The 15,324-nt window shown below is 73.0% G+C and carries 11 protein-coding genes; 4 read left to right on the top strand and 7 right to left on the bottom strand.

The genetic code is table 11. The annotated features are described in order from the left end of the window. Positions 1-146 precede the first annotated feature (146 nt). Together WMF34_RS05435 and WMF34_RS05430 are read right to left on the bottom strand one after the other, a co-directional pair. A complete protein-coding gene (locus WMF34_RS05435) occupies positions 147-1,142 on the bottom strand; it encodes a glycosyltransferase family protein (protein ID WP_012233661.1) in 996 nt (331 codons plus the stop codon). Between the two features lie 6 nt (positions 1,143-1,148). Next, entirely contained in the window at positions 1,149-1,298 is a 150-nt protein-coding gene (locus WMF34_RS05430) for a hypothetical protein (RefSeq protein ID WP_437992631.1), read from the bottom strand. A 396-nt stretch (positions 1,299-1,694) separates the two neighbouring features. Here WMF34_RS05430 and WMF34_RS05425 point away from each other — a divergent pair, with 396 nt between their 5' ends. After that, positions 1,695-3,203, top strand: a complete 1,509-nt coding sequence (locus tag WMF34_RS05425) for a serine/threonine-protein kinase (protein ID WP_437992630.1) — start codon at positions 1,695-1,697, stop codon at positions 3,201-3,203. Positions 3,204-3,231: 28 nt separating this feature from the next. Here WMF34_RS05425 and WMF34_RS05420 read toward each other — a convergent pair whose 3' ends face one another. The 3 genes from WMF34_RS05420 to WMF34_RS05410 all read right to left on the bottom strand — a co-directional run bounded on the left by WMF34_RS05420 (position 3,232) and on the right by WMF34_RS05410 (position 7,792). Beyond that, a complete protein-coding gene (locus tag WMF34_RS05420) occupies positions 3,232-4,548 on the bottom strand; it encodes a glycosyltransferase family 4 protein (protein ID WP_437992629.1) in 1,317 nt (438 codons plus the stop codon). 282 nt (positions 4,549-4,830) lie between these two features. Then, on the bottom strand, positions 4,831-6,855 hold the full coding sequence (locus WMF34_RS05415) for an SBBP repeat-containing protein (RefSeq protein WP_437992628.1): 2,025 nt from the start codon (positions 6,853-6,855) through the stop codon (positions 4,831-4,833). A 1-nt stretch (position 6,856) separates the two neighbouring features. Continuing rightward, positions 6,857-7,792, bottom strand: a complete 936-nt coding sequence (locus WMF34_RS05410) for a hypothetical protein (protein WP_437992627.1) — start codon at positions 7,790-7,792, stop codon at positions 6,857-6,859. Between the two features lie 280 nt (positions 7,793-8,072). On the opposite strand from WMF34_RS05410, the gene WMF34_RS05405 reads away from it, so the two are divergent. Together WMF34_RS05405 and WMF34_RS05400 are read left to right on the top strand one after the other, a co-directional pair. Next, the gene (locus WMF34_RS05405) at positions 8,073-9,809 is read left to right on the top strand and encodes a DUF1592 domain-containing protein (RefSeq protein WP_437992626.1); all 1,737 of its coding nucleotides are present in this window, start codon (positions 8,073-8,075) and stop codon (positions 9,807-9,809) included. After that, positions 9,809-11,188 carry a DUF1552 domain-containing protein gene (locus WMF34_RS05400; RefSeq protein WP_437992625.1) on the top strand — a complete coding sequence of 460 codons (1,380 nt, stop codon included), beginning with the start codon at positions 9,809-9,811 and terminating at the stop codon, positions 11,186-11,188. Before WMF34_RS05405 ends, WMF34_RS05400 begins: the two co-directional genes overlap by 1 nt. Before the next feature lie 256 nt (positions 11,189-11,444). On the opposite strand, the gene WMF34_RS05395 is transcribed toward WMF34_RS05400, so the two are convergent. Beyond that, a complete protein-coding gene (locus tag WMF34_RS05395; protein WP_437992624.1) occupies positions 11,445-12,617 on the bottom strand; it encodes a PEGA domain-containing protein in 1,173 nt (390 codons plus the stop codon). Then, positions 12,614-14,059: a serine/threonine-protein kinase gene (locus WMF34_RS05390; RefSeq protein WP_437992623.1), complete on the bottom strand. Its 1,446-nt coding sequence runs from the start codon at positions 14,057-14,059 to the stop codon at positions 12,614-12,616. Before WMF34_RS05390 ends, WMF34_RS05395 begins: the two co-directional genes overlap by 4 nt. A gap of 189 nt (positions 14,060-14,248) precedes the next feature. Here WMF34_RS05390 and WMF34_RS05385 point away from each other — a divergent pair, with 189 nt between their 5' ends. Beyond that, complete coding sequence (locus WMF34_RS05385) at positions 14,249-14,863, top strand: hypothetical protein (RefSeq protein ID WP_437992622.1); 615 nt, start codon at positions 14,249-14,251, stop codon at positions 14,861-14,863. Positions 14,864-15,324: the final 461 nt, after the last annotated feature.

Here is a 15,324-nt window from a genome sequence, read left to right as displayed (position 1 = left end):
GGCCGCGAGCGCGGCCTGCTGCTCGGCACAGCAGCCGTTCCTCGTCGGCCGATCGGCCTGTCGGCGGTGGGCGTAATTAGCAAAGCTCATGCCGCTTGTGTCGACTTCGGCCACGGCGCGAGGTGCGAACGCCGCGATGCACCTCGTCACGAGGCGCCCGCGCACGCCTCCTCCAGCAGGGTGAGCACGGCGGAAGGCGCGCTCGGCAGCGCGCGCTCCAGGTCGATGCGAGCGAAGTCGGCGGCGCGGCAGCGATCGAAGAAGCGCGCCACGACGTCCGGCGAGAGCGCCGCGAGCGAGCTCGCGACGGCGACGCCGGCCCGCTCGGCGAGGAGCGCGTTGAGCGTCTGCTCGTTGTGGCGGTCGTCGTAGAGCGCGAGCACGGGCTTGCCGGCGAGCACGCACTCGGCGAGGACGTTGCTGCCGGCGGTGGTCACGACCGCCGACGCGCCCTCGAGGTGACCGAGGAACGCGCCCGGATCGAAGGGGCGCGCCTCGACGCCGGGCACGTCGAGGCCTGGGTCGCCGAACGCGATGACGCGCCGGCCGCCGCGCGCGACGAGCTCGAGCACGCGGCGCGCGTCGCACTCGCTGAAGTAGCAGACGACGGCCCCGGGCTCGCCGGCGCGCGCGGCGGCGAGCCGGCGCTCGGGCCGCGCGACGAGGGTGCCCGGCGTCTCCGGCTCGATCGGCAGGAAGTGGACGGCGACCGCGCGGCGCGCCCGGCTGGAGGCCCACGTCGTGCGCCGGCACGCGAGCACCCGCAGCCTCGGCAGCCCCTCGGGCAGGCGGCAGCGCGAGAAGACGAGGTCGTGGCCGAGCGCGACGGCGGGGATCCCGAGCGCGCGCGCGGCGAGCAGCGACGGGACGTCGCCGTCGCTCACGATGGCGTCGGGCCGGAAGCCCGCCTGCTCGACGATCTCCTTCGCCAGGCGGCGCGGGAGCTCGATCACGCCCGCGAGCCCGCGGTGGATCGGCCGCACGAGGCGGTGCTCCGGGAGCGCGCCGAGCAGGTCCGCCGCCTGACCGCCGCCGTAGATCCGGAGCTCGTGGCCGAGCTCGCGGAGGGCTCCCGCGATCGGGAGCGCGCGGCTCGCGTGCCCGCGCCCGCGCCCGTGGACGTAGTAGCCGATCTTGGCCACGGGCCGTCAGCGCACCGGCGCGCCGCAGCAGCCGCGCGCGCGAGAGAGGGCCCGTCCCAGGATCGCGCGCGGGCCCATGGCCGCCCGCGCGGGGGCCGCGCCGGCGAGCACGCCATTGCGGGCCGCGATGATCACGAGCGCACGTCTCTGCTTCATCCCATTTCCCCGCGGATCGCCGCCGAGATCGCCGCCATGGCGGGGGTCTCGGCACGAGCGCGGAGCGCGTCTACAACGGACGCCCCGCCGGCGGAACCCCGGAGCGCGCTCGCCGCGCCGCGCCCGGGCGGCGCGCGCGTGGTGCGTACGACGTGGGCAACGCGTACGACGTGTGTGATGCGCGCGATGCGCGCCGCACGTACGTTGCGTGCGACACGTGCGATGCGTCATTTCTCGCTCCTCCAGACGGGCGACGTGCGCTTTGACTCCGCGCCAGCGCAGGGCTCCAATGGCCTGCGATACGGCCGGCGCCGCACCATGACCGCCTCGAGCAGCTTCCATTCGACGGGATCCCAGGGACCTCGAGGCATCAGCTCGGCGGACGAGCGCCGCGCGATGGCGCGGGGCCTCCCCACGGCGCTCGTGACCTGGCCCACGTTCGCGGCGCTCGACGTGTTCGTGGTGCTCGCCGTGTTTCCGAGCGCCTCGGTCACCCGGCTGCTGCTCTACCGGCTGCTCGGCGAGGTCATCCTGCTCTGGCTGTACCTCCTCGCCCGGCGCGAGCAGACCTCGGCCGAGCTCCTCGACGCGGCGCACGTCTTCGCGGTGTGGAGCACGGGGGGGCTCATCTCCGTGATGGCGCTGGAGTTCGGGGATCTGACCTGGAACTACATGCACGGGCTGTCGATCGTGATGCTCGTCGACGCGACGATCCTGCCCACGCACTTCTCGCGATCGCTCCGGATGACGATCCCGGTCGCGCTCAGCTTCCCCATCATCATGGGCGCTGGCGCGTCCCTCGACCCGGCGCTGGCGGCGCAGTGGACGTCGCCGCGGTCGCTCGTGATCTTCGCCTGCAACTACATCTTCGTGCTCGCCACCGCGATCCTGGTGTCGGCGGCGAGCCACGGCCTCTGGTCGGCGCGCCAGCAGGTCTACGAGGCCCGCAAGCTCGGCCGCTACCGGCTCGTGGCGCCGGTCGGCCGGGGCGGGCAGAACGAGGTGTGGCTCGCCTGGGACGAGTCGCTGCGCCGCGACGTGGCGCTGAAGCTGCTCCGCAGCGAGAGCAAGTCCGAGGGCGACGTGCGCAGCTTCGAGCGCGAGGCGCGCGCGACGAGCCGGCTCACGTCGCCGCACACCATCCGGATCTTCGATTTCGGGGCGAGCAGCGACGGCATCTTCTACATCGCGATGGAGCACCTGGCCGGCGCCGACCTGGCCACCCTGGTGCGCGATCACGGCCCGATGCCGCCCGCCCGGGTCGTCCACTTCGCGCGGCAGGCCTGCCTCTCGCTGGCGGAGGCGCACGACGCGGGCGTCATCCACCGCGACATCAAGCCCCACAACCTCTACATCACGCGCGTGGGGGACGAGCAGGACGTGCTCAAGGTGCTCGACTTCGGGATCGCCAAGCAGGTGAGCCTGGAGGGAGACGCGAGCATGACGGACGTCGGCGTGATCAAGGGAACGCCGACGTACATGTCCCCGGAGATGATCTCGGCCGGCGCCGTGGACGCCCGGAGCGACATCTACTCGCTCGGGGTCACGCTCTATTACCTGCTGACGGGCGTGGCCCCCTTCGACGGCCGGAGCTTCGGCAAGCTCGTCTACTCGCACCTGACGATGCCACCGATCCCGCCGTCGCTGCGCGCGCCCTGGCCGCTGTCGTCGGAGCTGGAAGAGGTGGTGATGCGGTGCCTCGCCAAGCGGCCAGGCGACCGTTACCAGAGCGCGCGCGAGCTGCTCGCCGCGCTCGACGCATGCGAGCCGGCGCCAGGGTGGACGCCGGACGACGCAAGGAGCTTCTGGACGGCGCGCGCCGCGATGCCGCGCGCCGAGCCGCCGCCCCCGGATCCCGGCCCCACCGTGCGCCTGCGGCCCGAAAAAGCCGTGCCCGTGGCCTGAAGCAGGGCCAGGGCGAGCGCGCGGCCCTTCAGGCCTGGCCGGCCCCGAGCTGCGCGCCGTCGGGGAACCGCCGCGAGGGGGGCGGCGCCCATCGCACGGACGCAGGGGGTTGCGCGTCCGCCTGGAGCGCGGGGCCCTCGTCGATCACGGGCACGCGCAGCGGCGCGGGCGCTGGCGAGAGCCGCTCGCTCCGCGCCAGGACGAGCGTGTCGTGGAGCGCGCGAGCGCTCTCGTCCCACCCCTTGCACCCGGCGAGCGCCGAGATCCGCTCGGGATCGTAGGGCGCGTGCGCCGCGCGCGCCATGGCGCCGGCCAGGGCGGGGAGATCGCCGGGCGAGACGAGCTCGCCGAGCTCGGGGCCCGTGATCACGTCGGGGATGCCCCCGACCCGCGTCGCGACCACCCGGCGGCCCGACGCGATCGACTCGATCACGACGTTGGGCGTGCCCTCGTGATGGCTCGGCAGGACGAGCGCATCGCAGGCGGCGACCCAGCGCGCCACCTCGTGGTGCGGCAGGCGACCGGTCATCAGGACGCGCCCGCCGAGCCGCTCCGCCGCCGACCTGCAGGCCTGCTCGTCCGCGCCGCTCCCGATCAGCGCGAGGTCGATGTCGGGGTGCGCGGCGGCGATGCGCTCGAACGCGGCGATCGCGTCGAGCGCGCCCTTGTCGCGGAGCAGGTGGCCGACGTAGAGCAGCAGCCGGCGCTCCGCAGGGCGGCCCAGGGCGGCGCGGGCCTCGCCCCGGTCGCGCGGGTAGAACACGCTGCGATCGACGCCGTTCATGACGACATCGATGCGATCGCGCGGGACGCCGAGCGCGTGCACCCCCTCGGCCAGCTGCTTGCTCACGGCGACGACGCGGGTCGCGCGCCGGAGACCCCACTCGAGCGAGGGCCTGACCGCCGGTTGCTGCGAGAGCACGTCGATGTCCGAGCCGTGCACCTTGACGACCGCCGGGACGCCGAGCAGCTCCGCGAGGCACACCGCGGCGAATCCATCCGGATAGGCGAACGAGCCGACGATGACGTCCGGCGCCGGACGGTGGCGCGCCAGCTCGAAGAGCATGGACGCCGCATAGAGCGGACCATTGAGATACGGCGCCACCTTGGGCACATAGAGGAATCGCGGGTGGCGCACCGGCAATCCCTCGATCACGTCCTCGCGAGGCGCGTCGCTCGACGTAGACCACCGGGAGAACCTGGAAGCTCCAGGAAACCAGGGGATCGTGGCGAAGACGTCGATGTCGCAATACCTCGAGAGCGCGGCGAACTGCCGCCGGTTGAACGGCGCCTGTCCCGGGTTCGTCGCGTTCGGAAAGATCTTGGTGATAAGCAGGATGCGCATACCTCTGCTCCTTCGGACTCGCCCGCTCGGCTCGATGGAAATCCTCCTAATCAGCGGAGCATCTCGCCGCGCGGTCGAGCGGCTTCGAGCAGAAAACATGCCACTCCGAGAAAGCTGGAAACGAGGCAAGGAATGGGAGCAACGTGCCCAGACGAGCGATGAACGAACAGCCATGCCGCCCCAGCGAGGCAAATCGCCACGCGCCTGGGTGAACCCGGGCAGACGAGATGGGCAAACAGCGCTCATCGCTGCCGAGCGCGGCATTTGCAACGAGAACGGTATTTACAAAGAGAGCTTGGCGACGAACGCGTCGCCCTGGCCTGCGCTCGAGAGCACCCCTTGACCGAAATTGATGGCGCCGTAGAAACGGCCGGCGATCAGCACGCTCGCGCCCGAGCCCGCCGCCACGTCGAGGCCGACCTGCGTCTGGACGTCGCCGAACAGCTTGCTGAACACGTGATCGCCCGAGGCGCCGAGCTTGACCAGGTAGACATCGGTCTTGCCCCGGCTCGCCAGCGGCCCTCCGCCGAAGTCCGCCGAGCCGAACAGCGACCCCGCGAGCAGGAGATTGCCGGCGGAGTCCACCGCGACGCTCGCGCGCGCCCCGGTCTCGAAATCGGTGAGCAGCTGGTCCTCGTCGTCGCCGAAGCGCCGGCTCATGAGGTGCGCGCCGGCGCCGGAGAGCCTGGCGACGAACAGATCCCGCCCGCCGGCGCTCACCAGCGGATCGCCGCCGAGGTCGATGGTCGACGCGAACGTGCCCGTGAGCGCCACGTCGCCCGTCGCCTGGTGGACCGCGACGTCGTGGACCTCGTCCGCCTCGGCGCCGCCGAACCGGGCGCTCCAGACGTGGTCGCCGGAAGGACGGAGCTTGGCGAGGAAGATGTCGGAGAGGCCGGCGCTCACGAGCGGATCGCCGCCGAGATCGATGGATCCCTCGAAATGACCCGCGACGAACAGGTTGCCGTCGGCGTCGACCGCGATCCCGTGGGCGTAATCGTCGCCTTCGCCGCCGGCGCGCATGGCGAGGAGCGTCCGGCCGTCGTCCGAGGCGAGGCGCAGCACGAAGGCGTCGCGCATGCCCGCGCTCGTGAGCTCGCCGGCGCCGAAGTCGACGACGCCGTGGTAGCCGCCCGCCACGAGGACGTTGCCCGCCGCGTCGACGGCGATGCGGTCGCAGCGATCCGCGCCGGATCCGCCGAAGATCCTGCTCCAGATGTGCTCGCCGCCGCCGCCCAGCTTGACGACGAAGACATCGTCGCTCCCGCGCGACGCGAGCTCGCCGCCGCCGAGATCGACGCGGCCGAAGGCGCGGCCCGCCACGAGGACGCTGCCCGCCGCGTCGACCGCGAGCGCCATCGCGAACTGGTTGCCGTCGCCGGGGAACAGCTTGCTCCAGACGTGCGCGCCGAACCTGTCGAACTTCGCCACGAACGCGTCCGTGCCGGTGGCCGTGAGCGGGCCGCCGCCGAGATCGACGGTCCCCTCCAGCTGCCCGGCCACGATCACGTTGCCGTCCGCGTCGAACGCGACGGATCGGGCGTACTGGCCGTTCGCGTCGCCGAAGCCGCGGCTCCACACGTCCTCGCAGGCGGGCGTCGCGCCGTCGCAGTCCTCGTCGTCGGGCGTGTCGCACGCGTCGAACGCGGGCAGGACCTCCCCCATGCACGGGCCCCACGACGTGCCCTCCGCGTTGCAGGCCCGCGTGCCGGCCGCGCAGCGCCCGACGCCGTCCGTCCCCCTCGGGCCCGTGTAACACGCCTCCTGCGCGCCGGGCGTACACACGCAGCCGGGACAGCCGCAGTCGAGGCCGCTGCACGCGGCCGGCGCGAGCTCCGCGATCCAGGCGGCGACACACGCGAGCTCCTCGGACGAGTACGGGGCCCCGCCGAGCGGCATGCGCGCGCCGCACGAGGGCGCGTCGCTGAGCCGCACGTAGAGCGCGCTCTCCTCCGGCCGATCGGGGTCGGCGAGCACGCCGGCGCAGTTCGTGGCCGGGCGGCCGGCGACGCGATCGCCGACGCCGAGCGTGACGAGGTCGAGGCCGGCCGCCGGCTCGCCTGGCCCGTGGCAGCCCCCGCCGCCGCACCGCTCGGCGAACACCGCGGGCACGTCGGCGCACGCGGCCTGCGGGCCGCCGCCGCCGTGCCGCCGGTCGAACCGCTCCTGATCGTCGATCGTCCCCGGACACCCCGCGAGCAGCGGCAAGGCCGGCGCGACGAGCGCCGCCGCCGTCACCGCCGTCGCCGCCGTGAAGCGCCCGCCGCGACGGGCAGACCCGGCGCGCGCCGCGCGCGCTGAGCGCACCTCACTCCCCATGATAAGCCACCCCCAGGTGAACGCTGAAGAGCTGGTCGAGCGCCCCGCCCGCGATGTACGTGTCCTCTGGCTCCGAGTCGAAATCGTAGAAGAACCGCGCGTACGACGCGCCGGCGCGCGCCTCGAGCCCCGGCGCGAACGGGGCGGCGACCGCGACGCGGAAATCGACGCCTCCGGCGCTCGGCGCGCGGAAATGAGAGGCGAGGGTTCCCATCGAGAGGGGCGCCTGAACCCCTCCCCCGGCCTCCAGCGCGACCGGGCCGACCGGCAATCGCCCGTCCACCCCCACGCGCAAGGCGACGTAAGACACCGACGCGGCGTCGCGCGACGGGTCGCCCGTCGACTCGATATCGAAGTCGGTCCAGCGGAGTCCGCCGCCCGCGAACAGGACCGGCCCGTCCTGCCCGACGAGGCGGTAACGGCCCCGGAGGCCGGCGTGGAGCCGGCTCCACGAGGTGGATACGCTCGCTCCGCCGGCGCCCTCCGAGTCGAGGCCGAGCGCGCGAGCGTACGAGAGCTCGACGCCGAGGTCGCGTAGCACCGGGACGCCGCTCCGCGCGAACGGGTACAGCTCGCCCCGGAGCGACGGCATGGGCACGCCCAGCACCTCGTAGGTGCGGAGGTTGTCGGAGAGCAGATCGCTATAGGACAGCGTACGACCCGCGATCTCGAGATCGACACCCGCGCTGAAGAGCGCGGTCCCCGCGGCGGGGGCGCGGGCGCCTTCGTCGCGCTCGGCGCGATCGGCGCTGGACGCCGCGCTGGGATCGGCGAGCGCCGAGCCCGGCGCGAGGAGCGCCAGGAGCATCGACAGCGCCGGGAGCGCCGCGCCGAGCAGCGCGGCCGCAGAAGAGCGGCGCGCGCGGCGCCGGGGCGCCCGAGGAGAGAGAGGAGAGACAGGACAGGCGAGCGTTCGCCTTTGCATTGGGCGCGAGCATAGTCGCTCCGTACACCGCAGGTCGAGCCGCCTTCGAAGGCCGGAGTCCGCGGCAACGCCGTAAGACACGCGCGCACGGGATGATCACATCGGCACCGTGCTCCCACTTGATTCGGCCGCTCCGAGCGCGGCTCCTATCCGGGAGCGACGGTTTGCCATACGCTCCTTGAAGATGGCGAGATGGCGCGCCACGCACACACGGCCGCGCCGCGCACGCTGCACGGAGGGGAACGCGCCGTGCCCTGCTCGCGCTCGCCGACGAGGCACCATGGCTGAACCAAGAGCTCTCCGCTGGCCCATCGGCCTGCTCCTCCTCGCCTCCTGCTCAGGGCAGTTCGGCGATCTCCCCGCGACCGACGACGACGACGGCGGCGAGGCGACCGCCCCGCTCTGCGCCTCCATCGAGCCAGGCGAGTCGCCGCTCCGCCGCATGACACGGGTGGAGTACGACAATACGATACTCGATCTCCTCGGCGACGACAGCCACCCTGCGAGGGGCTTCGTGCCCGAGGAGGAGTCGCTCGGCTTCAACAACCAGGCGGCGGCGCTCGTGGTGAGCCCGCTGCTCGCGGAGCAGTACATGACCGCCGCCGAGGGCATCGCGGCGCGCGCGGCGGGCAAGCTGCTCGGCGAGGCGCCCTCGTGCAGCGGGGCCGCGGCGGGCGCCGCGTGCCGCGGCGAGATCGCGGCGCTCATCGCGTCGCTCGGCAAGCGGGCGTTCCGCCGGCCCCTCGCCGAGGACGAGATCGCCGAGCTCACGGCGCTCTTCGACCGCGGACTCGGCCTCGGGGACACGCCCGACGACGCGTCGACCGGCCTCTCGCTCGTCGTCCAGGCGATGCTCCAGTCGCCGCACTTCCTCTACCGCGTCGAGCTCGGCATGCCGGATCCGGTGGAGGGCGACGTCGTGCCGCTCACCTCGTACGAGATCGCCTCGCGGCTCTCGTACCTGCTCTGGGGCACCATGCCCGACGACGCGCTCTTCGCGGCCGCCGAGGCGGGGGCGCTCGGCACCGCCGCGGAGATCGAGGCGCAGGCGCGGCGCATGCTGGACGATCCGCGGGCGCGCGAGGCCGTGAAGAACTTCCACCGCCAGTGGCTCGGGCTCTCGAAGATCGACGAGATCGCCGCGGGCGGGAGGGACCCGGAGCTCTACCCCGAGTACCGGGACGAGCTCCTGCCGCTGTTCCAGGCCGAGACCGAGGCGTTCCTGGATCACGCGATCTTCGAGGAGGACGCGAGCGTGAGCACGCTGTTCACGGCGTCCTATTCGGTGATGAACCGGGAGCTCGCCGAGCTCTACGGCGTCGAGGGAGGCCCGAAGGGCGAGGCGTTCGAGCGGGTCGAGCTCGATCCGTCGCAGCGCGCCGGCTTCCTGACGCACGCCGGGCTGCTCTCGCTCTACGCGAAGCCGAACCGGTCCTCGCCGGTGCACCGCGGCCGGTTCGTGCGCCAGAGCCTGCTCTGCCAGATCCCGCCGCCGCCGCCGGACGTGGTCCCGGAGCCGCCGATGGTCGACCGGACGAAGACGACGCGCGAGCAGTTCTCGCAGCACGTGTCCGACCCGGGCTGCAGGAGCTGCCACGCGCTGCTCGACCCGATCGGGTTCGGCTTCGAGCACTACGACGCGCTCGGCCGCTGGCGGGACGCCGAGAACGGCATCCCGGTCGACGCCAGCGGCGAGCTCACGCAGACCGACATCGACGGGCCGTTCGACGGCGCGGTCGAGCTCGCGCGGCGGCTCGCGGAGAGCGAGCAGGTGCGCGCGTGCGTCGTGAAGCAGTGGTTCCGCTTCGGCTACGGCCGCGCCGAGCAGCGCGAGGACGCCTGCAGCCTCTCGCAGGCGACGGAGGCGTTCGAGGCGTCCCGGTACAACATCAGGGCGCTGCTCGTGGCGCTCACCCAGACCGACGCGTTCCGCTACCGGCGCGAGATCAACGTGGGAGGCAACGTGGGAGACGACGCAGGGGGCGCCTCGGAGCGCGCCCCGGGAGGAGAGCCGTGATGAAGCCGTTCCGACTCAGCCGCCGCGCCGTGCTCAGGGGCCTCGGCGGCGCGGCGCTCGCGCTGCCGTTCCTCGAGGCGATGGGCTGCTCGAAGCGGCTCGCGCCGGCGTCGGAGCAGGCGGGGCGCGCCGCGTTCGGGCTCGAGTTCCCGAAGCGGTTCATCGTGCTCTACACGCCGAACGGGACCGTCCCGCCGGACTTCTGGCCGTCGTCCTCGACGTTCCGGGACGGCGAGGAGCTGTCGCCCATCCTCGCGCCGCTCAAGGACCACAACAGGGATCTGCTGGTGCTCGGCAACGTGAGCGCGCTGTCGGCGCTGACGGGGCCGGGCGACGCGCACCAGAAGGGCACGGGGCAGTGCCTGACCGCGCGCGCGATGCAGGAGGGCGACTTCCCCGGCGACGCCGGGCTGTCGTGCGGCTGGGCCGACGGCATCTCGCTCGACCAGGAGATCGCGAACCACATCGGCACGAAGACCAGGTTCCTGTCGCTCGAGCTCGGCGTGCTCGTGTACGGGGCGACCGTGGGCGCGCGCCTCGCGTACCGCGGGCCGGCGCAGCCGCTGCCGCCGGAGAACAGCCCGTACGCCGCGTTCGACCGGCTCTTCTCCGACCTGTCGGTCGCGCCCGCCGACGCGACGCGGAAGACCGAGCAGCGCAGGGCGGTGCTCGGCAAGGTGGCCTCGGACTACGACCGGCTGCGCACGCGGCTGGGCGCCGCGGATCGGCTGAAGCTCGACGGGCACCTCGCGTCGGTGGAGGACATCGCGTCGCGCCTCGATCGCGGCTCGGCGCCGGCCTCGCCGGCGTGCGCCGCGCCGGCGCTGACGCCGGATCTCGACGTCGACAAGGTCGCCAGCATGCCGGAGCTCTGCCGGCTCCAGCTCGATCTCATCGCGATGTCCCTCGCCTGCGATCTGACGCGGGTCGCGAGCCTGCACTTCACGAACTCCGCGACGACCAAGGTGCTGAGCTTCCTCGGGCCGGACATCACCGAAGGCCACCACCCGATGGCGCACAACGGCTACGCCGATCAGGTGAACCGCGAGCGGCTCACCAGGATCAGCCGCTTCTACGCCGAGCAGCTCGCGTACCTGATCGCCAGGCTGAAGAGCATGCCGGAGGGCGACGGCACGGTCTTCGACAACACGGTGATCTTCTGGACCAACGAGCACGCGGACGGCAATCACCTGCGCAAGAACATCCCTTATGTCCTCGCCGGGAGCGCGGGAGGCCATTTCAAGACGGGCCGATACGTCGTCCAGCAGAAGGAGGTCGCGCACAACGACCTGCTCCTGTCGCTGCTCCACGCGATGGGCATCGAGGCCGACACGTTCGGCGATCCGGACTTCTGCACAGGACCGCTCGTAGGGGTGTGACGAGCCGAGAGGCGCGCGGCGCCGCCCGAGGCGGCGCGAGCTCACGCCGCGGTGAGCGCCGCGCGCGGCGGCGCCTCACCGCGGCGCGCGGACCAGACGCCCATGGCAGCGCGCGAGCGCACCACCCGATGGCGCACGACGGCTATGCCGCCCGGGCGAACCCACAGCGGCTCACGAAGATCAGCCGCTCCTGCGCCGAGCACGAGCTCCCGCCCCGCCGCCTCCGGCCCAGCGCCGCGGACCACGACAGGCCCGCTTACCAGCGGCCTCCGAATCCGGTAGGACGGGGCGCTCCCATGGATTGCTCGACCGTCCCCACCTGCGCGGGATTGTGATCGTGCAAGAGGAGGAGGCCGGCCGACAAGGCCGTCGCGACGAGCGCCCCGGCGCCGGCGATCCATATCCACGACGGCGTCCCGCCGGGCTTCTCGGCCGGCACCAGGCCGACGCGGACGCTGCTCAGCGCCTCGTCCTGAATCAGGATCTGGGCCTGGTAGGGCACCTTCCCCGGCGCCGTCACCCTCACCGCGTGACGGCCGCTCGGCACGATGCCCTCCCACTGCCCTTCGCCCAGGAACTCGCCGTCGAGCGCAAGGCGATCGCCCGGAGAGGCAACGATGGAGAGCCTGCCGCCGTTCATCGGCCGCGCCAGCCGGACGTCGAGCGCCAGCCGGGCGCCCGGGGCCACGCTCTCCGCGCGGAGGTGCTCCTTGAACCCCGGCTTGAAGACACGGATTCGCCTGGTGCCGGCGTCGACGATCACCTTGCCCGGGAGCGGCGTCTTCCCGATCGGCTCGCCGTCGATCGTCACCTCCGCGTCCCGCTCGCTCGCGGCGATGTCCAGGTGACCGACGAGGGCGCTGGCCTTCCGTTCGACCTCGGCGATCGTCGCCCAGTCCTCCGGGAGCAGGACGCCGCGGTCCTCCTGCTTCAACCTCTCCACCAGCGCAAGGAGCTGGCTGTACCGGTGCATCTTGGACGTGCAGGCGATCATGTTCCAGAGGAGGCGCGCGTCCTTCGAGCTCTCGTAGGCGCTCTGGAACTTGAGGAAGGCGCTGGCGAAGTCGCCGTTGTGAAAGAGCGCCTTGCCGGACTCGTAATCGGCCCTGGCCTCACCGCTCAGCCGCTCGCGGGCGGGCGCAGAAGCGGCCTCGCCCGGCGCGGGAGCGGCCTTCGCAGGAGCCGCCGCCGGCGCGGGAGCCGCCGCCGGCGCAGGAGCGACCTTCGCAGGAGCCGCCGCCAACGCGGGAGCCGTCGCCGGCGCGGGCTGGGGTTGCTGCGCGGCCGCGCCGCCGGCCGTGGTCAACACCACGATGGCGACCGCTGGCGCGAGCCCCGTCGCCGGGCGGCGCGAGCGCGCCGGCGCCTCGCCTGCATCCGGCTGGAATGCGGGGTGCAACGGGTCGGAGGCCGGTGGTTTCTGTCTCATCTGAGCGGTGGTTCCAAGGGATTCGTCCCTCCGGGCGCCGACGGCGCCTTCGGCGTCGCCGATGCGCTCGTGGCCGGGGGCGCGCGCCGGCCCTCGAGCGCCGCCCCGGAGGGCGCCGCGTCGGCGGCCGGCGCGACGACCGGGGAGACCTGCGGCGGCAAGGCGTCACGGACCGCCGGCGGCAGCTCCGGCGCGATCGACGGATCCGCGCCGCGCGCCGCGGTGTCCTGCCGCGCGCGCCGCGGCGCCGTGTCGTCCCGCGAGGCCGCCGCGGCCTGCAGGGCCGCCGCCTCCGGCGCTCTTCCTGGCAGCGCGACGGCGCCCCAGAGGGCGAGCGCGAGCACGGCGATCACGACCGCCCCGAGCGCCGCCCCGAGGATCCTGCGCGACCCGGGCCGCGCGGACGTCCGCGTGAGCCCCCGCGTCGTGGGCAGGAGGCTCGCCATCGCGCCGGACGGGGCGCTCGGAGGGCCGCTGGCCGTCACGAGCCGCGGCGGCGGCACCGAACCGGTCGGCGGCGGCGTCGCCTGCGCCCCCGCCTCGAGGATCCGCGCGGCGCGCTCCGCGCGCTCCTGCCCGCCCGCCGTCGCGAAGGGCACCAGCGCGCGCGCCAGGTCGGCCACGGTCTGCGGCCGCCGGGCCGGATCCTTCTGGAGGCAATGGAGGATCACGGCCTCGAGCGCCGGTGGGATGTCGCTCCTGAGCGCGGTGGGCGGGATCGGCTCGGCGCTCGCGACCTGCAGCACGAGCTCGGCGAGCGCCGGGGCCTCGAACGGCGGCTGCCCTACCAGGAGCCGGTAGAGCAGCGCGCCGAGCGCCCACACGTCCGAGCGGGCGTCGACCGAGCGCGACGACCGCATCTGCTCCGGGGACATGTAGATGGGCGAGCCGAGCATCTCGCGCGTCTGCGTCAACGACGCGCCGACGCCCTCGGTGCTGCCCGGCACCTCCTTCGAGATCCCGAAGTCGAGGACCTTGATGAGCGTCGCCCCGCCGGGCGTCGTCGTGAGGAAGAGGTTCGCCGGCTTGAGATCGCGGTGCACGATGCCCGCGGCGTGCGCCTCGGCCATCGCCAGGCAGGCCTGCAGGACGTAGTCGGCCGCGTCCACGACGCTGAGCGTGCCGCGGGCGCGGAGCACGTCGGAGAGATCTTCTCCCTCCAGGTACTCCATCACGATGTACGGGATGCCCGAGCCGAGCTCGCCGACGTCGAACACCCGCACGACGTGCTCGCCCTTGAGGCGGACCACCGCGCGCGCCTCGCGGAGAAACCGCTGCACGAGCGCCGGGCTCTCCGTGCTGAGAAGGAGCTTGATCGCGACACGCTGCGGGAGGAACAGGTGGCTCGCCGCGACCACGATGCCCATGCCGCCTCGGCCCACGACGCGATCGACCCGGTACTTGCCGGCGATGACGTCTCCTTCGACGACAGGTGGCTTCATGAGAGCTCCGCGCTTCACGCCCGGCCAGGGGGCGTGCCGCCATCCGAGCCTGCTGTGGTCGACAGTAGCACAGGTGGCCCCCGGCCGGTCCATCGACGGAGGCTCGCGACGGAGGTTTGCCCTCGTCTGCGATCGCCGGCCGGAGGGCGATACGATACGACGATGAAGCGCTCACCTCGATGCATCTCAATGGCGGTAGGCTCGCTCGCGCTGCTCGTCCAAAGCGCGTGCGGCGGCGCGGTGATCATGGACGGCGTAGGAGACGGGGCGGGCGGCGCGGGCAGCACGAGCGGCCCGGGCAGCACGAGCGGCGCGGGTAGCACGAGCGGCCCGGGCAGCCCGGACGGCCCGGAGGGCCCGATCTCGACGACGAGCTCGGTCGCGCCGTCGCCGGCGACCTCGGGCGGCGGTGGGCGCGCTGTGAGCGCGATCGTCTTCGGCGACTCGACCGTGACCTTCCGCGTCGCCACCCTGGCGCTGTCGTGCCGCGACCCCGAGGCGAACCCCACGTACGAGCCCTGCAGCGACTGGTGGGACCTCGAGCTCAGCATGCCCGAGTCGATGCTCGCCGTGGGCGAGGTGGACACGGCGAGCGGCGATCTCACGATCTACGGGACGTCCTCTCGAGCGGACTGCAGCAGCACGGGGGCCGTCAGCGGCGGCGGCAACACGGGCTTCGGCAGGCTCACCATCACGGCGATCGACGCAAGATCGGTCAGCTTCGAGCTCTCCGACGTGGGCACCGTGTTCGTCGACGCCGACCCGAACGGCCGCTACGTCGCGCCCCGGTGCGCCGCGCGGTAGCGCCGCGCAGCCGGAGGAAGGGACGTCGCGACCAAGGGTCTGGCGTAATTTTACAGGAGCGCCCAGGTCCTGACCTGGACATCGCCTCCCCGACAGGATCCTGGAGAGATCGCGATCTGGGCGCTGGTCAAAAAACGACGGCTTGGACAGGTCGCGACCTCCGCACCGCCTCCCAAACGATCCTTCCGCCAGATCGCGACCTTCATGCCGCCTCCCGAAACGACCCTTCGGCCAGATCGCGACCTCCGCGCTGCCTCCGGAACGACCCTTCCGCCAGGTCGCGACCTTCATGCCGCCTCCCGGAACGACCCTTCCGCCAGGTCGCGATCTTCACGCCGCCTCTGGAACGACCCTTCCGCCAGGTCGCGACCTCCGCGCAGCCTCCGGGACGACCGTTCCAGCGACTCGCGACCTGGGCGTCGCATTCCCAGGCGGATGACGGCGAACCGCTCCGTCGATGT

Origin of the sequence: Sorangium sp. So ce145, assembly GCF_051525985.1 — a bacterium.
Classification (GTDB): domain Bacteria; phylum Myxococcota_A; class Polyangia; order Polyangiales; family Polyangiaceae; genus Sorangium; species Sorangium cellulosum_B.
Note: the sequence above shows the minus strand (reverse complement) of the source record. Positions and strands in the feature narration are given on the sequence as shown.

Coding starts and splice junctions, on each gene's coding strand:
- WMF34_RS05405 (WP_437992626.1), top strand. CDS start 8,073: ATGGCTGAACCAAGAGCTCTCCGCTGGCCCATCGGCCTGCTCCTCCTC.
- WMF34_RS05425 (WP_437992630.1), top strand. CDS start 1,695: ATGGCGCGGGGCCTCCCCACGGCGCTCGTGACCTGGCCCACGTTCGCG.
- WMF34_RS05390 (WP_437992623.1), bottom strand. CDS start 14,059: ATGAAGCCACCTGTCGTCGAAGGAGACGTCATCGCCGGCAAGTACCGG.
- WMF34_RS05410 (WP_437992627.1), bottom strand. CDS start 7,792: ATGCAAAGGCGAACGCTCGCCTGTCCTGTCTCTCCTCTCTCTCCTCGG.
- WMF34_RS05395 (WP_437992624.1), bottom strand. CDS start 12,617: ATGAGACAGAAACCACCGGCCTCCGACCCGTTGCACCCCGCATTCCAG.
- WMF34_RS05385 (WP_437992622.1), top strand. CDS start 14,249: ATGGCGGTAGGCTCGCTCGCGCTGCTCGTCCAAAGCGCGTGCGGCGGC.
- WMF34_RS05430 (WP_437992631.1), bottom strand. CDS start 1,298: ATGAAGCAGAGACGTGCGCTCGTGATCATCGCGGCCCGCAATGGCGTG.
- WMF34_RS05420 (WP_437992629.1), bottom strand. CDS start 4,548: ATGCGCATCCTGCTTATCACCAAGATCTTTCCGAACGCGACGAACCCG.
- WMF34_RS05400 (WP_437992625.1), top strand. CDS start 9,809: ATGAAGCCGTTCCGACTCAGCCGCCGCGCCGTGCTCAGGGGCCTCGGC.